At 71.7% G+C, this 16,992-nt stretch carries 15 protein-coding genes; 7 read left to right on the top strand and 8 right to left on the bottom strand.

Annotated features, from left to right (window positions below; genetic code table 11):
* Positions 1-6 precede the first annotated feature (6 nt).
* Genes KALB_RS02395 through KALB_RS02385 form a run of 3 tightly spaced genes read right to left on the bottom strand, consistent with a single transcriptional unit; the run spans position 7 to position 2,910 of the window.
* The gene (locus KALB_RS02395) at positions 7-759 is read right to left on the bottom strand and encodes an SDR family NAD(P)-dependent oxidoreductase (RefSeq protein ID WP_025354126.1); all 753 of its coding nucleotides are present in this window, start codon (positions 757-759) and stop codon (positions 7-9) included.
* Positions 756-2,057, bottom strand: coding sequence for an enolase C-terminal domain-like protein (locus KALB_RS02390; RefSeq protein ID WP_025354125.1), 1,302 nt, complete (start codon positions 2,055-2,057; stop codon positions 756-758). The genes KALB_RS02395 and KALB_RS02390 overlap by 4 nt, the downstream gene beginning before the upstream one ends.
* A gap of 1 nt (position 2,058) precedes the next feature.
* Positions 2,059-2,910: a fumarylacetoacetate hydrolase family protein gene (locus tag KALB_RS02385; protein ID WP_025354124.1), complete on the bottom strand. Its 852-nt coding sequence runs from the start codon at positions 2,908-2,910 to the stop codon at positions 2,059-2,061.
* Between the two features lie 131 nt (positions 2,911-3,041).
* On the opposite strand from KALB_RS02385, the gene KALB_RS02380 reads away from it, so the two are divergent.
* Complete coding sequence (locus tag KALB_RS02380; RefSeq protein ID WP_035970311.1) at positions 3,042-4,037, top strand: N-acetylglucosamine kinase; 996 nt, start codon at positions 3,042-3,044, stop codon at positions 4,035-4,037.
* Between the two features lie 230 nt (positions 4,038-4,267).
* Here the strand turns inward: KALB_RS02380 and KALB_RS02375 are convergent, their stop codons facing one another.
* Both KALB_RS02375 and KALB_RS02370 read right to left on the bottom strand, forming a co-directional pair.
* On the bottom strand, positions 4,268-6,508 hold the full coding sequence (locus KALB_RS02375) for an ATP-binding protein (RefSeq protein WP_025354122.1): 2,241 nt from the start codon (positions 6,506-6,508) through the stop codon (positions 4,268-4,270).
* 266 nt (positions 6,509-6,774) lie between these two features.
* Positions 6,775-7,419, bottom strand: coding sequence for a DUF3159 domain-containing protein (locus KALB_RS02370; RefSeq protein ID WP_030109708.1), 645 nt, complete (start codon positions 7,417-7,419; stop codon positions 6,775-6,777).
* Between the two features lie 152 nt (positions 7,420-7,571).
* Here KALB_RS02370 and KALB_RS02365 point away from each other — a divergent pair, with 152 nt between their 5' ends.
* From KALB_RS02365 to KALB_RS02340, 6 genes are read left to right on the top strand one after another with little or no spacing between them, the layout of a single operon-like run.
* Positions 7,572-8,771, top strand: a complete 1,200-nt coding sequence (locus KALB_RS02365; RefSeq protein WP_148309329.1) for an ROK family transcriptional regulator — start codon at positions 7,572-7,574, stop codon at positions 8,769-8,771.
* Between the two features lie 59 nt (positions 8,772-8,830).
* Positions 8,831-10,162, top strand: a complete 1,332-nt coding sequence (locus tag KALB_RS02360; RefSeq protein ID WP_025354120.1) for an ABC transporter substrate-binding protein — start codon at positions 8,831-8,833, stop codon at positions 10,160-10,162.
* Positions 10,162-11,148: a carbohydrate ABC transporter permease gene (locus KALB_RS02355; RefSeq protein WP_025354119.1), complete on the top strand. Its 987-nt coding sequence runs from the start codon at positions 10,162-10,164 to the stop codon at positions 11,146-11,148. Before KALB_RS02360 ends, KALB_RS02355 begins: the two co-directional genes overlap by 1 nt.
* Complete coding sequence (locus tag KALB_RS02350) at positions 11,148-12,026, top strand: carbohydrate ABC transporter permease (protein WP_025354118.1); 879 nt, start codon at positions 11,148-11,150, stop codon at positions 12,024-12,026. The genes KALB_RS02355 and KALB_RS02350 overlap by 1 nt, the downstream gene beginning before the upstream one ends.
* Positions 12,023-13,288: a 6-phospho-beta-glucosidase gene (locus KALB_RS02345; protein ID WP_025354117.1), complete on the top strand. Its 1,266-nt coding sequence runs from the start codon at positions 12,023-12,025 to the stop codon at positions 13,286-13,288. The genes KALB_RS02350 and KALB_RS02345 overlap by 4 nt, the downstream gene beginning before the upstream one ends.
* A complete protein-coding gene (locus KALB_RS02340; RefSeq protein WP_025354116.1) occupies positions 13,285-14,307 on the top strand; it encodes an N-acetylglucosamine kinase in 1,023 nt (340 codons plus the stop codon). The genes KALB_RS02345 and KALB_RS02340 overlap by 4 nt, the downstream gene beginning before the upstream one ends.
* Before the next feature lie 3 nt (positions 14,308-14,310).
* Here the strand turns inward: KALB_RS02340 and KALB_RS47420 are convergent, their stop codons facing one another.
* The 3 genes from KALB_RS47420 to KALB_RS02325 form a co-directional block, all read right to left on the bottom strand.
* The gene (locus KALB_RS47420; protein WP_158510702.1) at positions 14,311-14,793 is read right to left on the bottom strand and encodes a hypothetical protein; all 483 of its coding nucleotides are present in this window, start codon (positions 14,791-14,793) and stop codon (positions 14,311-14,313) included.
* Positions 14,794-14,972: 179 nt separating this feature from the next.
* Positions 14,973-15,740: an ESX secretion-associated protein EspG gene (locus KALB_RS02330; RefSeq protein ID WP_025354114.1), complete on the bottom strand. Its 768-nt coding sequence runs from the start codon at positions 15,738-15,740 to the stop codon at positions 14,973-14,975.
* Entirely contained in the window at positions 15,740-16,978 is a 1,239-nt protein-coding gene (locus KALB_RS02325; protein WP_025354113.1) for a PPE domain-containing protein, read from the bottom strand. Before KALB_RS02325 ends, KALB_RS02330 begins: the two co-directional genes overlap by 1 nt.
* Between the last annotated feature and the right edge of the window lie 14 nt (positions 16,979-16,992).

Raw genomic sequence — 16,992 nt, 5'->3', positions numbered from 1 at the left:
ACTCGATCAGCTCGGCGGCCGCAGCCGCAGGCCGTGCATGCCTCCGTCGACGCCGAGCACCGTGCCGGTGGTGGATCCGGTCAGCGGGCTGGCCAGGTAGCAGATCGCGTTGGCCACCTCGGCCGCCGACACGAGCCTGCCGGTGGGTTGGCGCGCCCGCAGTGCCGCGCGCTCGGCAGCCGGATCGGCGGCCGAGTCGAGCAGGCGCGAAACCCACGGCGTGTCCACCGTTCCCGGTGCCACGCAGTTGATCCTGATGCCCTCGCGCACGTGGTCGGCGGCCATCGCGAGGGTCAGTGCGTACACGGCGCCCTTGCTGGCCGAGTACAGGGCGCGCTGCGGCAGCCCGGCCCAGGCGGCGATCGAGCAGGTGTTGACCACGGCCGCCGACGGGGACTGCCGCAGCCAGGGCAGCGCGGCCCTGGTCACCCGCGCGATGCCGACCACGTTGACGTCCAGCACGCGGTGCCACTCCGCGTCGGGGTTGGCGGCCACGTCGCCCTGCGCGCCGATGCCCGCGTTGTTGACGAGCACGTCGATCCGGCCGAACCGCGTTGCGACGCGGTCGATGGCGGCCCGCACGGTGTCGTCCTCGGTGACGTCGCAGGGCACGCCGGTCAGCGGCTCGGGCACGGCCTCGGGGTTGAGGTCCAGGCAGGCCACCCGCGCACCGCGCTCGGCGAGCAGGCTCGCGGTGGCCAGGCCGATGCCGGAGGCCCCGCCGGTGACCACGGCGACCAGGCCGGTGAAGTCGGTCATGCGCCCTCCTCCGTCCACACAGGACCGTCGGGGTATCGGTACCGGTTCAGCGTGTCCTCGCGCAACTGCGCGGAGAAGCCGGGGGCGTTCGGCGCGGTGTAGCGGCCGTCGACCACGGTGGCCGGGTCGGTGAAGTGCTCGTGCAGGTGGTCGACCCACTCGATGACCCGGTCCTGCATGGAGGCCGAGACCGCCACGTAGTCGAACAGGGACAGGTGGCGGACCAGCTCGCACAGGCCGACCCCACCGGCGTGCGGGCACACCGGGACGCCGAACTTGGCCGCCAGCAACAGGATCGCCACGTTCTCGTTGACACCGCCGACCCGGCACGCGTCCAGTTGCAGCACGTCGATCGCACCGGCCTGCAACAGCTGCTTGAACACCACGCGGTTCTGCACGTGCTCGCCGGTGGCCACCTTGATCGGGGCCAGCGCGTCGGCGATGGCGCGGTGCGCGAGCACGTCGTCCGGGGAAGTGGGCTCCTCGATCCAGTACGGCCGGTGCGGCGCCAGCTCGCGCATCCAGCGGATCGCCACCTCGGTGTCCCAGCGCTGGTTGGCGTCCACCGCGATGCGCACCCCGTCGCCGACGACCTCGCGGGCCAGCTTGAGCCTGCGCACGTCGTCATCCAGGTCCCCGCCGACCTTGAGCTTGATCATGTCGAAGCCCTCGGCCACGGCCTGCCTGGCCAGGGCGGACAGCTTCTCGTCGGAGTAGCCCAGCCAGCCGGGTGAGGTGGTGTAGGCCGGGAACCCACGCTCGGTCAGCTCCGCGACGCGCTGCGCCCTGGTCGGCTCGGCGGCGCGCAGGATGCCCAGCGCCTCGTCCGGGGTGAGCGCGTCGGACAGGTAACGGAAGTCGATCAGCCCGACGATCTCCTCCGGGCTCATCGCGGCCAGGAAGCGCCACACCGGCAGGCCCGCGGCGCGGGCGGCCAGGTCCCAGGCGGCGTTGACCACGGCGCCGATCGCCATGTGCACGACGCCCTTCTCCGGGCCGAGCCAGCGCAGTTGCGAGTCGCCGACCAGGTCGGCGGACAGCGCGGCCAGGTCGGCGGCGGTGCGGGGTGCCTCGCGGCCAACCACGTGCGGGGCCAGCGCGCGGATGGCGGCGGCCTGCACGTCGTTGCCGCGGCCGATGGTGAAGGCCAGGCCGTGACCGTTCGGGCCTTCTCCGGTGCGCAGCACCACGTAGGCCGCGGAGTAGTCGGGATCCGGGTTCATCGCGTCCGAACCGTCCAGTTCCCGCGAGGTGGGGAACCGGATGTCCAGCACGTCCAGGTCGGTGATCAGCGGCATCTCAGGCCTGCCCGAACTGCTGGCGCTGGCGGCCGAGCCCGTCGATCTCCAGTTCGACCACGTCACCCGCACGCAGGAACGGCTTGGGCTCGGGCTGGCCCAGCGCTACTCCGGCCGGAGTCCCGGTATTGATCAGGTCGCCGGGGCGCAGCACCATGAACTGGCTGAGGTAGCGCACGACCTCGGCCACGCCGAAGATCATGTTCTTGGTGGAGGAGTCCTGCTTGAGCTCGCCGTTGACCCACAGCCGCATCGGCAGGCGCTGCGGATCGGGTACCTCGTCGGCGGGCACCAGCCAGGGTCCCAGCGGGTTGAAGGTCTCGCAGTTCTTGCCCTTGTCCCAGGTGCCGCCGCGCTCGATCTGGAACTCCCGCTCGGACACGTCGTGCGAGAGCACGTAACCGGCGACGCAGTCCATGGCCTCCCGCTCGCTGTCCAGGTAGCGGGCGGTGCGGCCGATGACCACGCCCAGCTCGACCTCCCAGTCGGTCTTGACCGAGCGGCGCGGCACGAGCACCTCGTCGTGCGGGCCGACCACCGTGTCCGGGGTCTTGAGGAAGATCACCGGCTCACGGGGCACCTCGGCCCCGGTCTCGGCGGCGTGGTCGGAGTAGTTCAGGCCGATACAAATGATCTTGCCGATCCCGGCCAGCGGCGGCCCGACCCGGTGCTCGCCCTCGACGACGGGCAGCTCGCCGGCTGCCAGCGCGCGCCGCGTTCTGGCGATGCCCTCCGCCGCGAGGAAGGCACCGTCCACCTCGGGGGTGATCGGGCGCAGGTCGTGCACGACACCCTCGTCGGTGCGCACGGCGGGGTGCTCGGTGCCCGGGGCGCCCAGGCGCAGCAGCTGCACGGATCGGTCCTCCTCGCTCAGCCGACACGGCGGTCCGAAGACCTCCGATGTATATCCGTCCACAGGTCGACAAGTCCAGGGCCTGAGCCAGATTTTCCCGATAACTGATCCGATGAATGCGCGAGGTGCACGTGGCTGATACCGAGGGTTACCTGGTGGGCGTCGACGCGGGAGGTACCTCGACCAGGGCGCTGGTGGTCGCGCCGGACGGCCACCGCGCCGGGTTCGGCAGGGCGGGCGGGGCCAACCCCACCTCGCACCCGCCCGAGGTCGCCGCCGACCAGGTGGCCACGGCCATCCGCGCCGCGCTGGACCAGGCCGGCTGCCAACCCGCCCAGGTGGCCGCGGGCGTGCTGGGCCTGGCCGGGTCCTCCAAGCTCGCCGACGAACGGGTAGCCGGGCTGTTCAACCGGGCCTGGGCGGCCACCGGCCTGCGCTGCCCGCTGCGCGTGGTCACCGACTGCGAGGCCGCCTTCGCCGCGGGCACGACCGAACCGGACGGCACCGTGCTGGTCGCGGGCACCGGCTCGATCGCGGCCAGGATCGCCAACCACCGACAGGTCGCGCTGGCCGGGGGCTACGGCTGGCTGCTCGGCGACGAGGGCTCCTCGTTCTGGCTCGGCCGCGAGGCGGTGCGCGGCACGCTGCGCACGCTGGCCACCGGCTCGGCGCCGGGGGCGCTGGCCCGCTCGGTGCTCGCCGAGTGCATGTCCCTGTGGGAGGACCTGCCCAGCGACCCCGTGCTGCGCCGCTCCGTGGCCGCCCGGCTGATCACCACCGTGAACGGGGAGGCCCCGATCCGGCTCGCCCGGTTCGCCCCGCTGGTCAGCGCCGCCGCGTCCGGGGGCGACCCGCTCGCCGAGGAGATCATCACCGGCGCGGTGAGCTGGCTGGTGCGCACGGTGCAGGACGCCCGCTCCCCCGGCGAGCGCACCCCCGTGGTGCTGATCGGCAGCCTCGTCAACGCCGACACCCCGCTGGGCAAGCAGCTGCACGAGGCGCTGGCGGTGGAGTGCGGCGCCAGCGTGGTCCTCGCCACCGACGGGGCCGCCGGCGCGGCCTGGCTCGCCGCCCTGGACCTGCTCGGGCCGGCCGCCGCCCTGCTCCGCGCCCCGATGTTCGGCTAGTGGCGCGTCGCGCATCGTTGACCTGGTATCCGGTCCGGCCCGAGGCCGCGGTGTCATGAAAGTGCCGTTTGGGACATCTAGTGTCCTGAACGGCACTTTCATGACACGGCCCGCGTCGGCGGGCGCAGCTGGGTGGTCGCCGGCGAGACACGGTCAAGGTTCCGAGGCGAGCCACTAGGTCCGAGGGCCTGCTCGGCGGGACTCGCCGCCCGCTGAGCGGGACTCGCCGGTCAGAGGGCGCGGATCCGGGCGCGCAGGCCGCTGGCCCGGGGCTGGTCCCCGACCTCCTCGTACCGCTGCAAAGCCTGCTCCCAGCAGTGCTGCGCCTGGTCCAGCTGCCCGAGCCCGAGCTGGATGTCCCCGCTGCGGGCGAGCACGTCGGCCTCACCCCAGCGGTCCTTGCCGTCACGGCAGGCCCGCAGGGCACGCTCCAGCGTGGCCAGTGCCGCCGCGTGGTCGCCCTGCACCAACTGGATGTCGGCCATCCTGGTCAGCACCCAGGACTCGCCCTCCAGCGAGCCGATCCGCTCGTACAGGGCCAGCGCCTCGTTCATCGTGGCCAGCGCCTCGTCCAGGCGGCCCCAGCAGCGGTGCACCTCGCCCAGCGTGGTCAGGATCGCGCCGATGCCCTGGTTGTCCTCGAACTCGGTGAAGATCGCCAACGCCTTGGCCGCGTGGTCGCTGGCCAGTTCCGGGTCGCCCCGGTCGATCGCCAGGAAGGCCGAGCCCGCCAGCGACCAGCCCTCCCCGTGCCGGTCGTTGACCTGCTGGCGCAGCCGCAGCGCCCGCTCGTAGAGCAGCTCCGACTCGTTGTACTCGCCCATCCGCCGGTAGGCCTCGGCCAGGTTGGTGGCCACCCAGCCCTCGGCGTAGTTGTCGCCAACGGCCCTGGCGGCCTGCTGGGCGAGCTTGTGCGTCCTGGTCCAGACGCTCCACGGCTTGCGCAGGAACAGGTAGCTCCACAGCGAGATGGCCAGCTGCCAGGCGGGCACGTTGACCCCGGTGTCCACGGCCAGCTGGATCACCGGCTCGAAGTTGGCCAGCTCGGCCTCGCACCAGCGCAGGGCGGCGGCCTCGCTGTCGAACTCCAGCGCGGTCACGCCCTCGGCCAGCGGCTCGGGCTCCAGCCGCTCCACGCGGAACGGGGCCAGCACACGTGTGGCGGCCCGCGCGGTGTGCACGTACCAGGTGACGAGCCGGCGCACGGCCGCGACCCGCTCCTTCTCGTCCTCCTCGGCGGCGGCGAGGTCGCCCGCGTACTCCAGCAGCAGGTCGTGCACCTGGTACCGGTCGCGCACGGTGCCCTGCACGAGGTGCGCGCTGGCCAGCCGCTCGAACAGGCTGCGCGCGGTGCTCAGCGGGACCCCGGCCAGCGCCGCGGCGGCTGCCGTGCTGATGTGCGGGCCCCGGTGCAGGCCCAGCAGCCGGAACAGCCGGGCCGCCTCCTCGCCCAGCCGGCGGTAGGACCAGTCGAACACCGAGCGCACGGCCACCGAGTCGTAGGTGGACAACGCCTCCAGCCGACCACCGCTGTCCAGCTCCTCGACCAGGTCGCCGACCGAGTAGTGCGGCTGGGTGACGACCCGTTCCGCGGCGATGCGCAGGGCCAGCGGCAGGTAGCCGCAGCGGGCGGCCAGCGCGGCCACGGCGGCGGGCTCGGCCTTGGCCCGGTCCGCGCCGATGACCCGGCCCAGCAGGGCGACGGCCTCGGCGGGCGGCATGGGGCCGAGCGTGACCCGCAGCGCGTCCGTGCGCAGTGCGACCCCGGACAGCCGCTCCCGGCTGGTGATCACCACAGCGCACTCCGCCGAGGCGGGCAGCAGGGGTTCGACCTGACCGGAGTCGGCGGCGTTGTCCAGCACGACCAGCATGCGGCGGTTGGCCAGGATGGAGCGGAACAGCCCGGCCCGCCGGTCCAGTCCGCTCGGGATGCCGCTGGCGGGCACGCCGAGGGTGATCAGGAACTCCTCGAGCACGTCGTCCGGGTTGACCGGGCGGTCGGCGGGCGAGTGCCCGCGCAGGTCGGCGTAGAGCTGGCCGCCGGGGAAGCGCTCCACCACGTGGTGCGCCCAGCGCAGGGCGAGCACGGTCTTGCCCGCGCCGGGCGGCCCGTCGATGATCATCACGGTCGGGTTGCCCGGCTTGCCGCTGCCGATCAGGGCCTCGTCCAGCTGGCCGAGCTGGTCGTCGCGGCCGACGAAGCGGGCCATCGAGGCGGGCAGCTGCGCGGGCCGCACGGTCTCCTCGGCGCTGGCCAGCGCGAGCAGCGCCCCGTCGGCGCCCAGCGCCTGGTCGCAGGCCCTGGCCAGTTCCACCGAGGGCGCGCGGCCGTTCTCCACCTTGCTCAGGTAGCCGGGGGTGAACCGGACGAGCTGCGCGAGGTCGCGCAGGGACAGCGAGTGCTGCTGGCGCAGTCGCCGCAACTCCTGACCGAACAGGACGTTGGCACCGTCCGCCTTGCCACGCTGCATGAGTTACCCCGGCACCACGAGCGGCCTTTGCGGACCTTGTGGCCCGCCGGGAGTGTACTCGGCGCTGGTGGCGGGCGGTGCGCCAATCGACGTAGCAAGGCCCTTCGGCTGCCGGGTGTTTCTTGCAACAGGCAACGTGGAAACGCTCTAGCCCGCCGCCGTGCCGCTCGATAGACAACGAGGACCTCCGGCACAGGAGTCACCCCCAGCTCCTCGTGCCGGCTCCCAACCCGCTCGCGGCCATGCCGCGCCTGGTCGCGAGCGGGTCAAGCTGTTCTGGGGTGGCGCAGGCCGGGGTGGTCGGCGGGCAGGGTGCGCCGGAACACCCACCAGGTGGGGCCGAGCATCAGCACGAACAGCGGCCAGGACATGGCCACCCTGGCCACGCCCAGCGCCACCACGGCGTCCTGCCACCACAGCAGCCCGAAGACGATCACGCGCAGCACGTACTGCACCGCGTAGACCAGCGTGGCGCGGCCGTAGGCGCGGACCAGGTCGGGATCGCGGCGCCAGCGGGCCTTCTGGCCGACGAGCACGCCGACCACCACGCCGACCAGCGGCCAGCGGATGGCCCAGCTGACCACGAAGGCCATGCCGGACGCGGCGTTGCTGACCAGCTGGACCAGGAAGAAGTCGGCGGCCCGCCCGGTGTAGAGCGCCACCGTGGCGGCCAGTGCGACCACGAACATGCCCACCAGCACCGCGCGGATCCGGTCCCCGCGCAGCACCCTGACCAGCCCGACCGCGGCGCCTACACCCAGCGCGATGGCCGCGCCCCAGCCGATGGACTGGTCGGTGAGCAGCCAGCCCGCGACGAAGCCCACCGAGGGCAGGGTCGCGTCCAGGGCACCGCCCCGGCCTCCGAGCAGCGTCGCGAAGGTCTCTTCCCTGGCGGTCTCCTGATCGGTCACTACCCCAGCCTGCCAGGTTAGGTGGCCCTAACGCATACATCTCACGGGACGTCACCGGGCGGGCACCGGCTGAACTGGGCATTGACCGGGGTGAGCGTGGTCACTAGCGTGACCGGAAATCGTCTGGAAAGTTAACAGACAGGAGTTACCCAGTGCGAGCCGGAAGCCCGAGGCTGCTGCGCGAGATCAACGACCGCGCCGCGATCGACGCCCTGTTGCGCAACGGCCCGCTGACCCGCTCCGAACTGGAAAACCTGATCGGCCTGTCCAAGCCTGCCACCGCTCAGCTGCTCACGCGCCTCGAACTGGACGACGTGGTCCGCAGGGACGGCCTGCGCGGCGGTGGACGCGGCCCGCGCGCCCAGCTGTGGGCGGTCAACGGGGCCCTGGCGCACGTGGCCGCGATCGACCTGACCCCGGACTCGGTGGACATCGCCATCGCCGACATCTCCGGCACCACGCTGACCGAGCACCACGCCCCGATGCCGCGCGGCGGGGACGTGCTCACCGCGTTCACCGAGGCCGTGGGCAAGGCACTGGCCGAGGCCCACCTGAACCTGTCCGACCTGCACCACGTGGTGGTCGGCAGCCCGGGCGCGGTGGACCCGGCCACCGGCCAGCTCGGCTTCGCCCCGCACCTGCCCGGCTGGGAGGGCTTCGACCTGCCCGGCCGGCTGACCGAGCTGCTGGGCACCACGGTGACCGTGGAGAACGACGTGAACCTGGTCGCGGTCGAGGAGATGATCGCGGGCCGGGCCAGGGACGTGCGCGACTTCGTGCTGATCTGGCCGGTGGACGCGACCGGCGCCGCGGTGGTGATCAACCGCGTGCTGCTGCGCGGGGCGACCGGCGGTGCCGGTGAGATCGACTGGATGCGCGTGCCCGACCTGGCCGAACAGGACACCGGCGCGGGCAGGCAGGGCGACCGCTACGGCGAGCTGCTCAGCTCGGTCGCGGTGACCCGGCTGGCCAAGGCGCACGGCATCTCCGCCCGCAACGCGCTGGGCGCGGTGACCAGGGCGCTGGCCTCCGGCGCCGCGGGCCGCGAGTTCCTGGCCGACCTCGCGCGCCGCATCGCCTCGGGCGTGGCCGGGGTCGTCTCCGTGGTCGACCCCGAGCTGGTGCTGCTGTCCGGTGAGGTCGCACAGGCGGGCGGATCCGTGCTGTGCGAGCTGGTCGCCAGCGAGCTGCGCAGGCTGGTCATCCCGCGCACCCCCGTGGAGCTGGCACTGGTCGGCGGCCAGGCGGTGCGCGCCGGCGCGCTGCACTCCGCGCTGGCCGTGGTCCGCGAACAGGTCTTCGGCCTGCCCACCGAGGACATGCTGCCACCCGCAACCCGATCTTCGTCCTGAGTGGACGATTCCGCCGCCGCTGTACCTCCCCCGCCGAATCCCCGTCCCCAGGAGGGCCGATGCGCACCAGAAGAGGCGCTGCCCTGATCAGTGCCGCCACCGCAGGCGTGCTGCTGTCCGCGTGTACCGCGGGCGGTGGGTCGAACTCCGGCGCCGCCGCGGCGTTCGACCCCAACCAGCAACTCACCCTGACCGTCTACAGCAACTTCGCCGACCGCGAACTGGGCGTGCTGAACAAGGCCCTGGACGGCTTCCGCGCCAAGTACCCGAACATCAAGGTGAACAGCCAGGGCAACCAGGACGACGACAAGATCACCCAGTCGATCCGCAGCGGCAACCCGCCGGACGTGGCGATCTCCTTCGCCACCGACAACATCGGCCAGTTCTGCTCCAGCAAGGCCTGGCAGGACCTCAAGCCGCACCTGGACCGGGACAAGCTGGACCTCAACCAGATCCCGCAGGCGGTGCGGGACTACACCTCCTACCAGGGCACCCGCTGCGCGATGCCCATGCTCGCCGACGTCAACGGCCTGTACTACAACAAGGACCTGTTCGCGCAGGCCGGGATCACCGCCGCGCCCAAGAACATGACGGAGCTGTTCGAGGACGCCAAGAAGCTCACCCAGCGCAACCCGGACGGCTCGATCAAGACGATCGGCTTCATCCCGCAGATCGGCTTCTACGCCAACCACCCGCAGATCTGGGCCCCGCAGTTCGGCGCGAAGTGGGTGGACGGCAACGGCAAGTCCGACCTGGCCACCGACCCCGGCTGGCAGGAGCTGTTCACCTTCCAGAAGAAGCTGGTCGACTTCTACGGCTGGGAGAACCTGCAGAAGTTCACCGCGGGCCTCGGCCAGGAGTACTCGGCGGACCACGGCTTCAACAAGGGCCAGGTCGCGATGATGTTCGATGGTGAGTACCGCACCGCGTTCATCAACAACGACGCGCCCAAGCTGAACTACGGCACCGCCCCCTCCCCCGTGGCCGACGACAGGGCGAACCTGTACGGCGGGGGCTACACCACCGGCACCATCGTGGGCATTCCCAAGGGCGCCAAGAACTCCGCCGCCGGGTGGGAGCTGGTCAAGTACCTGTCCACCGACACCGGCGCGCTGGTGCAGCTGGCCAACGGGCTGAACAACGTTCCGTCCACAAAGGACGCGCTGCACAGCCCCGACCTGAAGCTGCCCCCGCAGTTCAAGACCTTCCTGGACATCTTCGACAACCCGAACCTGGCCTCCAACCCGGCCAGCCCCAACGGCGGGGCGTACATCAAGACCGTCGAGGACTTCGCCAACTCCTGGCAGAGCGGCAAGGTCACCGACCTCAAGGGTGAGCTGGCCAAGGTGGACAAGACGATCGACGACGCCAAGGCACTCGGCGGCAACTGATGACCGCGACCCTGGTGCGTGACACGCCGGGCACCGCCGCCCCGGCCTCCGCTTCGCGGAGGCCGGGGCACCGGAGCAGGCACAAGTGGTGGGCCGCGCTGTTCATGGCCCCGTGGGCGGTGGGCGTGCTGGTGTTCTTCGCCTACCCGCTGGCAGCGACGGTGTGGTTCTCGCTGACCAACTACGACGGGCTGAACACCGCGGACTTCGTGGGGCTGCGCAACTACGCGTTCATGTTCACCTCCGACCCGGTGGTGGGCACCGCCGCGTACAACACGCTGTGGCTGGTGGTCGTGCTGACCGCCGCCAGGGTGCTGTTCTCGATCGGCGTGGCCTCGGTGCTCACGAAGGTCCGGCACGGCGCGGGCTTCATCCGCGCGCTGTGCTACCTGCCCTCGCTGGCGCCCCCGGTGGCCGCGACGCTGACCTTCGTGTTCCTGTTCAACCCCGGTACCGGCCCGGTGAACACGGTGCTGCACTGGATCGGTGTGCAGGGCCCGCTGTGGTTCAACGACCCCAACCTGTCCAAGCCCGCGCTGACCCTGCTCACCCTGTGGGGCTCCGGCGAGCTGATGATCATCATCCTGGCCGCCATGCTGGACGTGCCCAAGGATCTGTACGAGGCGGCTCAGATCGACGGGGCCGGTCCGTGGACCCAGTTCCGCCGGATCACCCTGCCCTCGATCTCACCGGTGCTGCTGTTCGGCGTGATCAACTCGGTGATCTTCGCCCTGCAGTACTTCACGCAGGCGGTGGTCGCGGGCTCGGTGGCCTCCGGTTCGGCCGAGGCCGTGGGCAACAGCAAGATCATCGGCTACCCGTCGAACAGCACGCTGACCTTCCCGGTGTGGATGTACAACGAGGGATTCCGCTCGTACCACATGGGTTACGCCTCGGCCATGGCCGTGCTGCTGTTCGTGGTGTCCTTCGCGTTCACCGCGATCATGATCCGGCAACTGCGCTCGGCACGCGGAGGTGAGGTCTGATGACCGCGCTCACCCAGGTCGCCCCAGCGACCGCCGTGCGCCGCCGCGGGGCCGGCCGGCGCCAGGTCCTGCACTGGATCGCCGTGCACTCCTTCGGACTGGCCCTGGGCCTGGTGTTCACCCTGCCGATCGTGTTCGTGGTGCTCACCGCGTTCATGTCCGACCAGCAGGCGCTCACCTCGGACCTGTGGCCGCGCGACTGGCACCCGGAGAACTTCCTCACGGTGTTCCAGAAGGCCCCGATGCTGGAGTACTTCGCCAACAGCATGCTGTACTCCCTGCTGGCCACCGCGTTCATGCTGGTCTCCAGCGTGCCCGCCGCGTACGCCCTGTCCCGGCTTCGCTGGCGTGGCAGCAACTTCGCGTTCATGATCGTGATCGCCGCGATGATGCTGCCGCCCCAGGTGGTCGCCGTACCGATCTACAGCATGTGGGCCAACCTGGGCCTGACCGGCACGCTGTGGCCGCTGGTCGTGCCCTACCTGCTGGGCGACGCGTTCAGCATCTTCCTACTGCGCCAGTTCTTCGTCACCGTGCCCCAGGACTACTTCGACGCCGCCCGCATGGACGGCTGCTCGGAGATCCAGATCCTGTACCGGGTGCTGGTGCCGATGACCAAGCCCGGTCTCGCCGCCGCCGGGCTGTTCACCTTCCTCTACACCTGGAACGACTACTTCGGCCCGCTGCTGTACGTGGGCGAGAAGCAGGACAGCTGGACCCTGTCCCTGGCGCTGGCCTCCTTCCGGGGCATGCACCAGACGCAGTGGAACCTCACCATGGCCGCCACCGTGCTGGTCCTGGTGCCGGTGATCGTGCTGTTCCTGTTCGCACAGAAGTCCTTCGTCCGGGGAATCACCTTCACAGGAGTCAAGGGATGAAGCTGACCGTCGTTGGGGGCGGCTCCACGTACACCCCGGAGCTGGTCGACGGCATCGCGGGCCGTCGCACGAGCCTGGAGGTCGACGAGATCGTCCTGGTCGACCCGGACGCGCACCGGCTGTCGATCGTCGGGGAGTTCAGCAGGCGCCTGCTGGCGCACGCCGGGCACCCCGCCAAGGTGCGCACCACCAGTTCGCTGGAGGAGGGTGTCGAGGGTGCGTCCGCCGTACTGCTGCAACTGAGGGTCGGCGGCCAGCAGGCCCGGCGCTCGGACGAGACCTTCCCGCTGGTCTGCGACTGCGTCGGCCAGGAGACCACCGGCGCTGGCGGACTGGCCAAGGCCCTGCGCACGGTGCCGGTGGTGCTGGACATCGCCGAACGGGTGCGGGCGATCGCCGGTGAGGACACGTGGATCGTGAACTTCACCAACCCGGTGGGCATCGTGACCCGCGCGCTGCTGCAGGCGGGCCACCGGGCGGTGGGCCTGTGCAACGTGGCGATCACCTTCCAGCGCTGGACCTCCGCGCTGCTGGGGCTGCGTCCCGAGCAGGTGCGGCTGGACCACGTGGGGCTCAACCACCTCACCTGGGAACGCGGTGTGCACGTGGACGGCAAGGACGTGCTGCCGCAGCTGCTCGCCGACCACGCGGAGGGCCTGGCCGAGCACATCGGCCTGCCCGCTTCGCTGATGCGCCGACTCGGCGTGGTCCCCTCCTACTACCTCAAGTACTTCTACGGTCACGACGAGGTGGTTGCCAAGCAGCGCAAGGAGAAGCCGCGCGCCGACGTGGTCAGCGAGGTGGAGTCGCAGCTGCTGGACATCTACGCGGACCCGTCCGTGGTGACCAAGCCCGAGCAGCTGTCCAAGCGCGGTGGCGCCTACTACTCGGAGGCGGCCGTACAGCTGGTGCACTCGCTGACCAGCCGCGCCGCGGGCGAGGAGCACGTGGTGAACGTGCGCAACGGCGGCACGCTGCCGTTCCTGCCCGATGACGCCGTGATCGAAGTACCATCCATTGTGGACTCAGCTGGGGCGAAACCGCTGCCGGTGCGCCCTGTCGAACCCGCGTACGCCGGGCTGATCGCCCACGTCACCGGGTACGAGTACCTGGCGCTGGAGGCGGCGGTGCACGGCGGCCGGGACCGGGTGGCCGACGCGCTGCTGGCGCACCCGCTGATCGGGCAGCACGCCATCGCCGACCGGCTGGCCGACGAGCTCGTCGCGCAGAACAAGGACCTGCTGCCGTGGGCGAAGGCATGAAGGCGGCGGTACTGGCCATCGACGGTGGCAACAGCAAGACCGACGTGCTGCTGGTGGACGAGGAGGGGACCGTGCTGGCACACGTGCGCGGCCCCGGCGCGTCCCCGCAGAACATCGGGTTGCGGCCGAGCCTGGAGGCGTTCGACCGGATGGCGGGCGAGGCCGCGGCGAAGGCGGGGCTGAGCACGGCCAAACCCTTCGCCCGGCACACCGCGGCCTACCTGGCCGGTGCCGACCTGCCCCGCGAGGAGGAGGTGCTGCAACGGGAGTTCGACCGGCTCGGCTGGTCGGACAGCTCGGTGGTCGCCAACGACACCTTCGCGCTGCTGCGTTCGGGCACCACCGACGGGGTCGGCGTGGCGGTGGTCTGCGGCGCGGGCATCAACTGCGTGGGCGTGGCACGGGACGGCCGGGTGCACCGCTTCCCCGCACTGGGGCGTATCTCCGGCGACTGGGGCGGCGGCTCGCAGCTGGGCGGGGAGGCGCTGTGGTGGGCGGTGCGCGCCGCCGACGGGCGCGGACCGGACACGGCCCTGCTGCCGGCGCTGCTGGCCCACTTCGGCATGGACGACATCCAGGACGTGGTGGCGGGCCTGCACTTCGAGGAGATCAGCGGCGAGGTGGTGCACGAGCTGTGCCCGCTGCTGTTCCGCGTGGCCGCCGAGGGCGACCGGGTCGCGGGCGAGGTGGTGCGGCGGCTGGTCGAGGAGGTCACCGTGCTGGCGACGGTGTCGCTGCGGCGGCTGGACCTGCTCGGCGAGCGGGTGGACGTGGTGCTCGGCGGCGGGGTGCTGGCCAACGCGGGCGCGGAGGTGATCGGCGAGATCACCGCGGGCTGCCACGAGGTGGCGCCGCTGGCCGAGGTGCACGTGGTCGACCTGCCCCCGGTGGTCGGTGCCGCGCTGCTCGGCCTGGACGCGATCGGCGCCGGGCAGGCCGCGGAGCTGCGGCTGCGCACGCACTACGTGGCCGAGCCGCAGGCCGAGCCGGTGGAACAGCAACTGGCCGCGGGCGGCTGAGGCTCAGCTCACCGCGTGGTTCGGGACGGGGCCGGAGGCGGGCGGCGAGCTGGTGCTCGGGCCCTGGCTCGTCGTGGGCACGACAGGGGTGGTCATCAGCACCGGCGGCGTGGTCGTCGTCGTGCTGGTGGCCGTCGTCGTGCCACCGCCGCCGCTGCCACTGCCCAGCTGGGGCTGCGGGGCCGGTGCCGAGCTGCTGGGCGCGGGCGTCTTGCTCACGGTGATCGTCTTGACCGTGGGCGTGCCGTTGACGGTGACCGTGGAGACGATCACCGTCACCGGGAAGCCGTCCATCGGCGCCTGGTCGCCGCCCTGCTGTTCGTTGGTGGGCAACGGGTTGCCGCCGCGGTCCACCTTGCTGGCCGGGGCCTGCTCACCGCCGGAGGCGAGCCAGACGCCGACCGCCACGCCGACCACCGCGGCGATCGCGGCGCTGGCCGACACCGCAGACCGTAGCGGGAAACGGCGGGTACGCAGAAACTGCACGGGTGTCTCCTGCCACGAGGACCGTCCTCGGTCGGCTCATCGCGGAGCACAGCGCTCGTGCTACCGAATGGAGCACCCAGTCACTCGTTCGTGGGGTAACTGCGACCGAGAAGGCCAACAGGTTACCCCGTACGGGCGCAGCCTTCCGTGCCGAACCCTGCTCTGTTCGGCCTACCAGGTCAAACGCGGCTGGCGAGCCTGATCATCTCGCCGAGCCGGTGGACGAGGCGGTTCCCGTCGGCGGGGGCCACGGTGGCCCACTGCTGCCCGTCCCGGCCGCGGCCCAACACACCCACGTACCGGCCCGCCTCGGTGTCGAACCAGCTCAGCCCGGGCAGTCGGCGGGCGTTGCCCTGCTGGTCGAAGGTCGCGCCCGCGATCTGGCCCAACCGCAGCACCGGCGAAGCCAGGATCGCGGAGAGGGCCTGCTGCTGCTCGGTGGCCGAGGACCCGCCCGGTTCGGCCCAGCCGTTGACCCGCTGCCCGGGGGCGGCGACCTGGGCCGCGGGCAGGGACACCGGCTCGCCGGGTGCCGCCGGGGTGGGCGGCAGCAGGCCGACCAGTGAGGCGGCCATCGCCGTGTCCCGGATGTAGTCCAGCCGGATCGCCCGGTCCTGCTGCACGGCCAGCACGGCGCGCTGGCCGTGCGCGACCGCGGCGGCGCGCAGCATCACGCCCTGCGCGTTGTCCACCGTGGAGATGGTGTCCAGTTGCAGGTACGGCCTGCGCAGCAGGCGCAGCGCGTCCTCCAGGTCGGGATCCAGCTGCCGGTCGGTGACCAGCCGGCGCTCCTGTAGGTCCGCGTACACCGCGCCGCGGATACGGGCCCGCTCGTCCAGGGTCTCGCCGTGGCTGGGCACCTCGAACGGGTAGGGCACCGACCCCAGCCGCAGGTCCGCCCACAGGATGTCGAAGGCGGCCAGCGGGAGGATCGCGATGGTGGACATCAGTACCCGCCGGTCGGGTTCTCACCGATGACCGGAGGGGCGACCATCTGGCCGTCACCGAACACGTCGTCGGTCTCGACCAGGTAGCTCGGCCGCTTGTGGACCTTGTCCTCTTCCTTCTTGCCGCCACGCCCGCCTGCGCCACCCATGCCCCCAGGGGCACCAGCGCCGCCACGGGCCCCCGCGCCGCCGCGCGCCGCGTCCTCGGCGCCCATCGCCCCGGCACCGGCCGAGGAGCCCGCGCCCGGACGGCCGCCGCCGGCCGAGGAGGTGCCGCCGGCACCCGCGCCGCGAGCGCCCCCGGCACCGCCGCCGTAACCACCGGCGCCGCCAGGACCGAAGGCACCGCCGAAGCCGCCCTGCGTGCTCGGGGACGCGTTCGGGTTGTAGCCCTGCGGCACCTGCGGGTTCTGGTTGTAGCCGCCCTGGGGCAGGTCAGGGGTGTAGCCAGCGATCTGGGTCGGGCCGGTGTACTGCGTGTTCGGGTAGCCGCCCGGCTGGTTGTAGCCGCCCTGGCCCAGCTGGCCGGGGACCTGGTGGCCGCTCTGGCCGCCGCCCTGGCCCGAGTAGCCGCGGTTGCCGCCACCGCCGCCCTGAGCGCCGACCCCGTAGGCCGCGCCGCCGAAGCTGCCGCCGGGGCCACCGGTACTGCCGCTCGGCATGGTCGTGCCCGCCCCGCCGTTGCCGCCGAGGTCCGGCGGGGGCAGGAACGGCGGGATGGTCGAGGAGGCGTGTTGCAGCGTGGTGTCCCGGGTGGAGATGACCTCGATCGCCTTGTCCTTGGCGTCCACGGACTTCTCGTGCTGGGAGTACATGTCGAAGGGCAGCGTGAGCATCTTGATCGGGTTGGTCGCCGCGTCCTGGATCATGTCCTTCGGCTTGAACGGCACCGGCTCCGGCATGTCCGCCTTGGCCTTGGCCGAGGCGTCCGCCTGCTGGTGCACCGCGTCACCGGTCTTGCTGAAGTTGTCGGCGCTGTCGGCGCTCCAGTCGCGGACCTTCGCCAGGTGGGCGCGCGCCATGTCGGCGGCAGCACCTTCCCAGTGGGACTGCGAGCCGTTGATGGCCGCGTCCAGGTCCACCGCGGACTGCCGCAGCGAGTGCGCGATCTTGTGCCAGGTGTCGCCGACCGCGTAGGCGTTCGCCGGGTTGTTGTCGTTGACGACCTGAGCCTTCAACTCGTCGTGCGAATTGCTCGCGTAGTTCTGGTTGATACCCGGAACCGCCGGCTGAGTCATCGCTACTACCCCCT

This window comes from Kutzneria viridogrisea DSM 43870 (assembly GCF_000525635.1).
In the GTDB taxonomy this organism is placed as follows: Bacteria; Actinomycetota; Actinomycetes; order Mycobacteriales; family Pseudonocardiaceae; genus Kutzneria; species Kutzneria viridogrisea.
The sequence above is the reverse complement of the archived record's forward strand: the minus strand, read 5'-3'. Positions and strand labels throughout refer to the sequence as shown.

What these genes read in the sequence shown, in the direction of transcription:
- KALB_RS02395 (WP_025354126.1), bottom strand. Translation starts at nt 759, where the DNA reads ATGACCGACTTCACCGGCCTGGTCGCCGTGGTCACCGGCGGGGCCTCC.
- KALB_RS02390 (WP_025354125.1), bottom strand. Translation starts at nt 2,057, where the DNA reads ATGCCGCTGATCACCGACCTGGACGTGCTGGACATCCGGTTCCCCACC.
- KALB_RS02375 (WP_025354122.1), bottom strand. Translation starts at nt 6,508, where the DNA reads ATGCAGCGTGGCAAGGCGGACGGTGCCAACGTCCTGTTCGGTCAGGAG.
- KALB_RS02360 (WP_025354120.1), top strand. Translation starts at nt 8,831, where the DNA reads ATGCGCACCAGAAGAGGCGCTGCCCTGATCAGTGCCGCCACCGCAGGC.
- KALB_RS02355 (WP_025354119.1), top strand. Translation starts at nt 10,162, where the DNA reads ATGACCGCGACCCTGGTGCGTGACACGCCGGGCACCGCCGCCCCGGCC.
- KALB_RS02350 (WP_025354118.1), top strand. Translation starts at nt 11,148, where the DNA reads ATGACCGCGCTCACCCAGGTCGCCCCAGCGACCGCCGTGCGCCGCCGC.
- KALB_RS02345 (WP_025354117.1), top strand. Translation starts at nt 12,023, where the DNA reads ATGAAGCTGACCGTCGTTGGGGGCGGCTCCACGTACACCCCGGAGCTG.
- KALB_RS02340 (WP_025354116.1), top strand. Translation starts at nt 13,285, where the DNA reads ATGAAGGCGGCGGTACTGGCCATCGACGGTGGCAACAGCAAGACCGAC.
- KALB_RS02330 (WP_025354114.1), bottom strand. Translation starts at nt 15,740, where the DNA reads ATGTCCACCATCGCGATCCTCCCGCTGGCCGCCTTCGACATCCTGTGG.
- KALB_RS02325 (WP_025354113.1), bottom strand. Translation starts at nt 16,978, where the DNA reads ATGACTCAGCCGGCGGTTCCGGGTATCAACCAGAACTACGCGAGCAAT.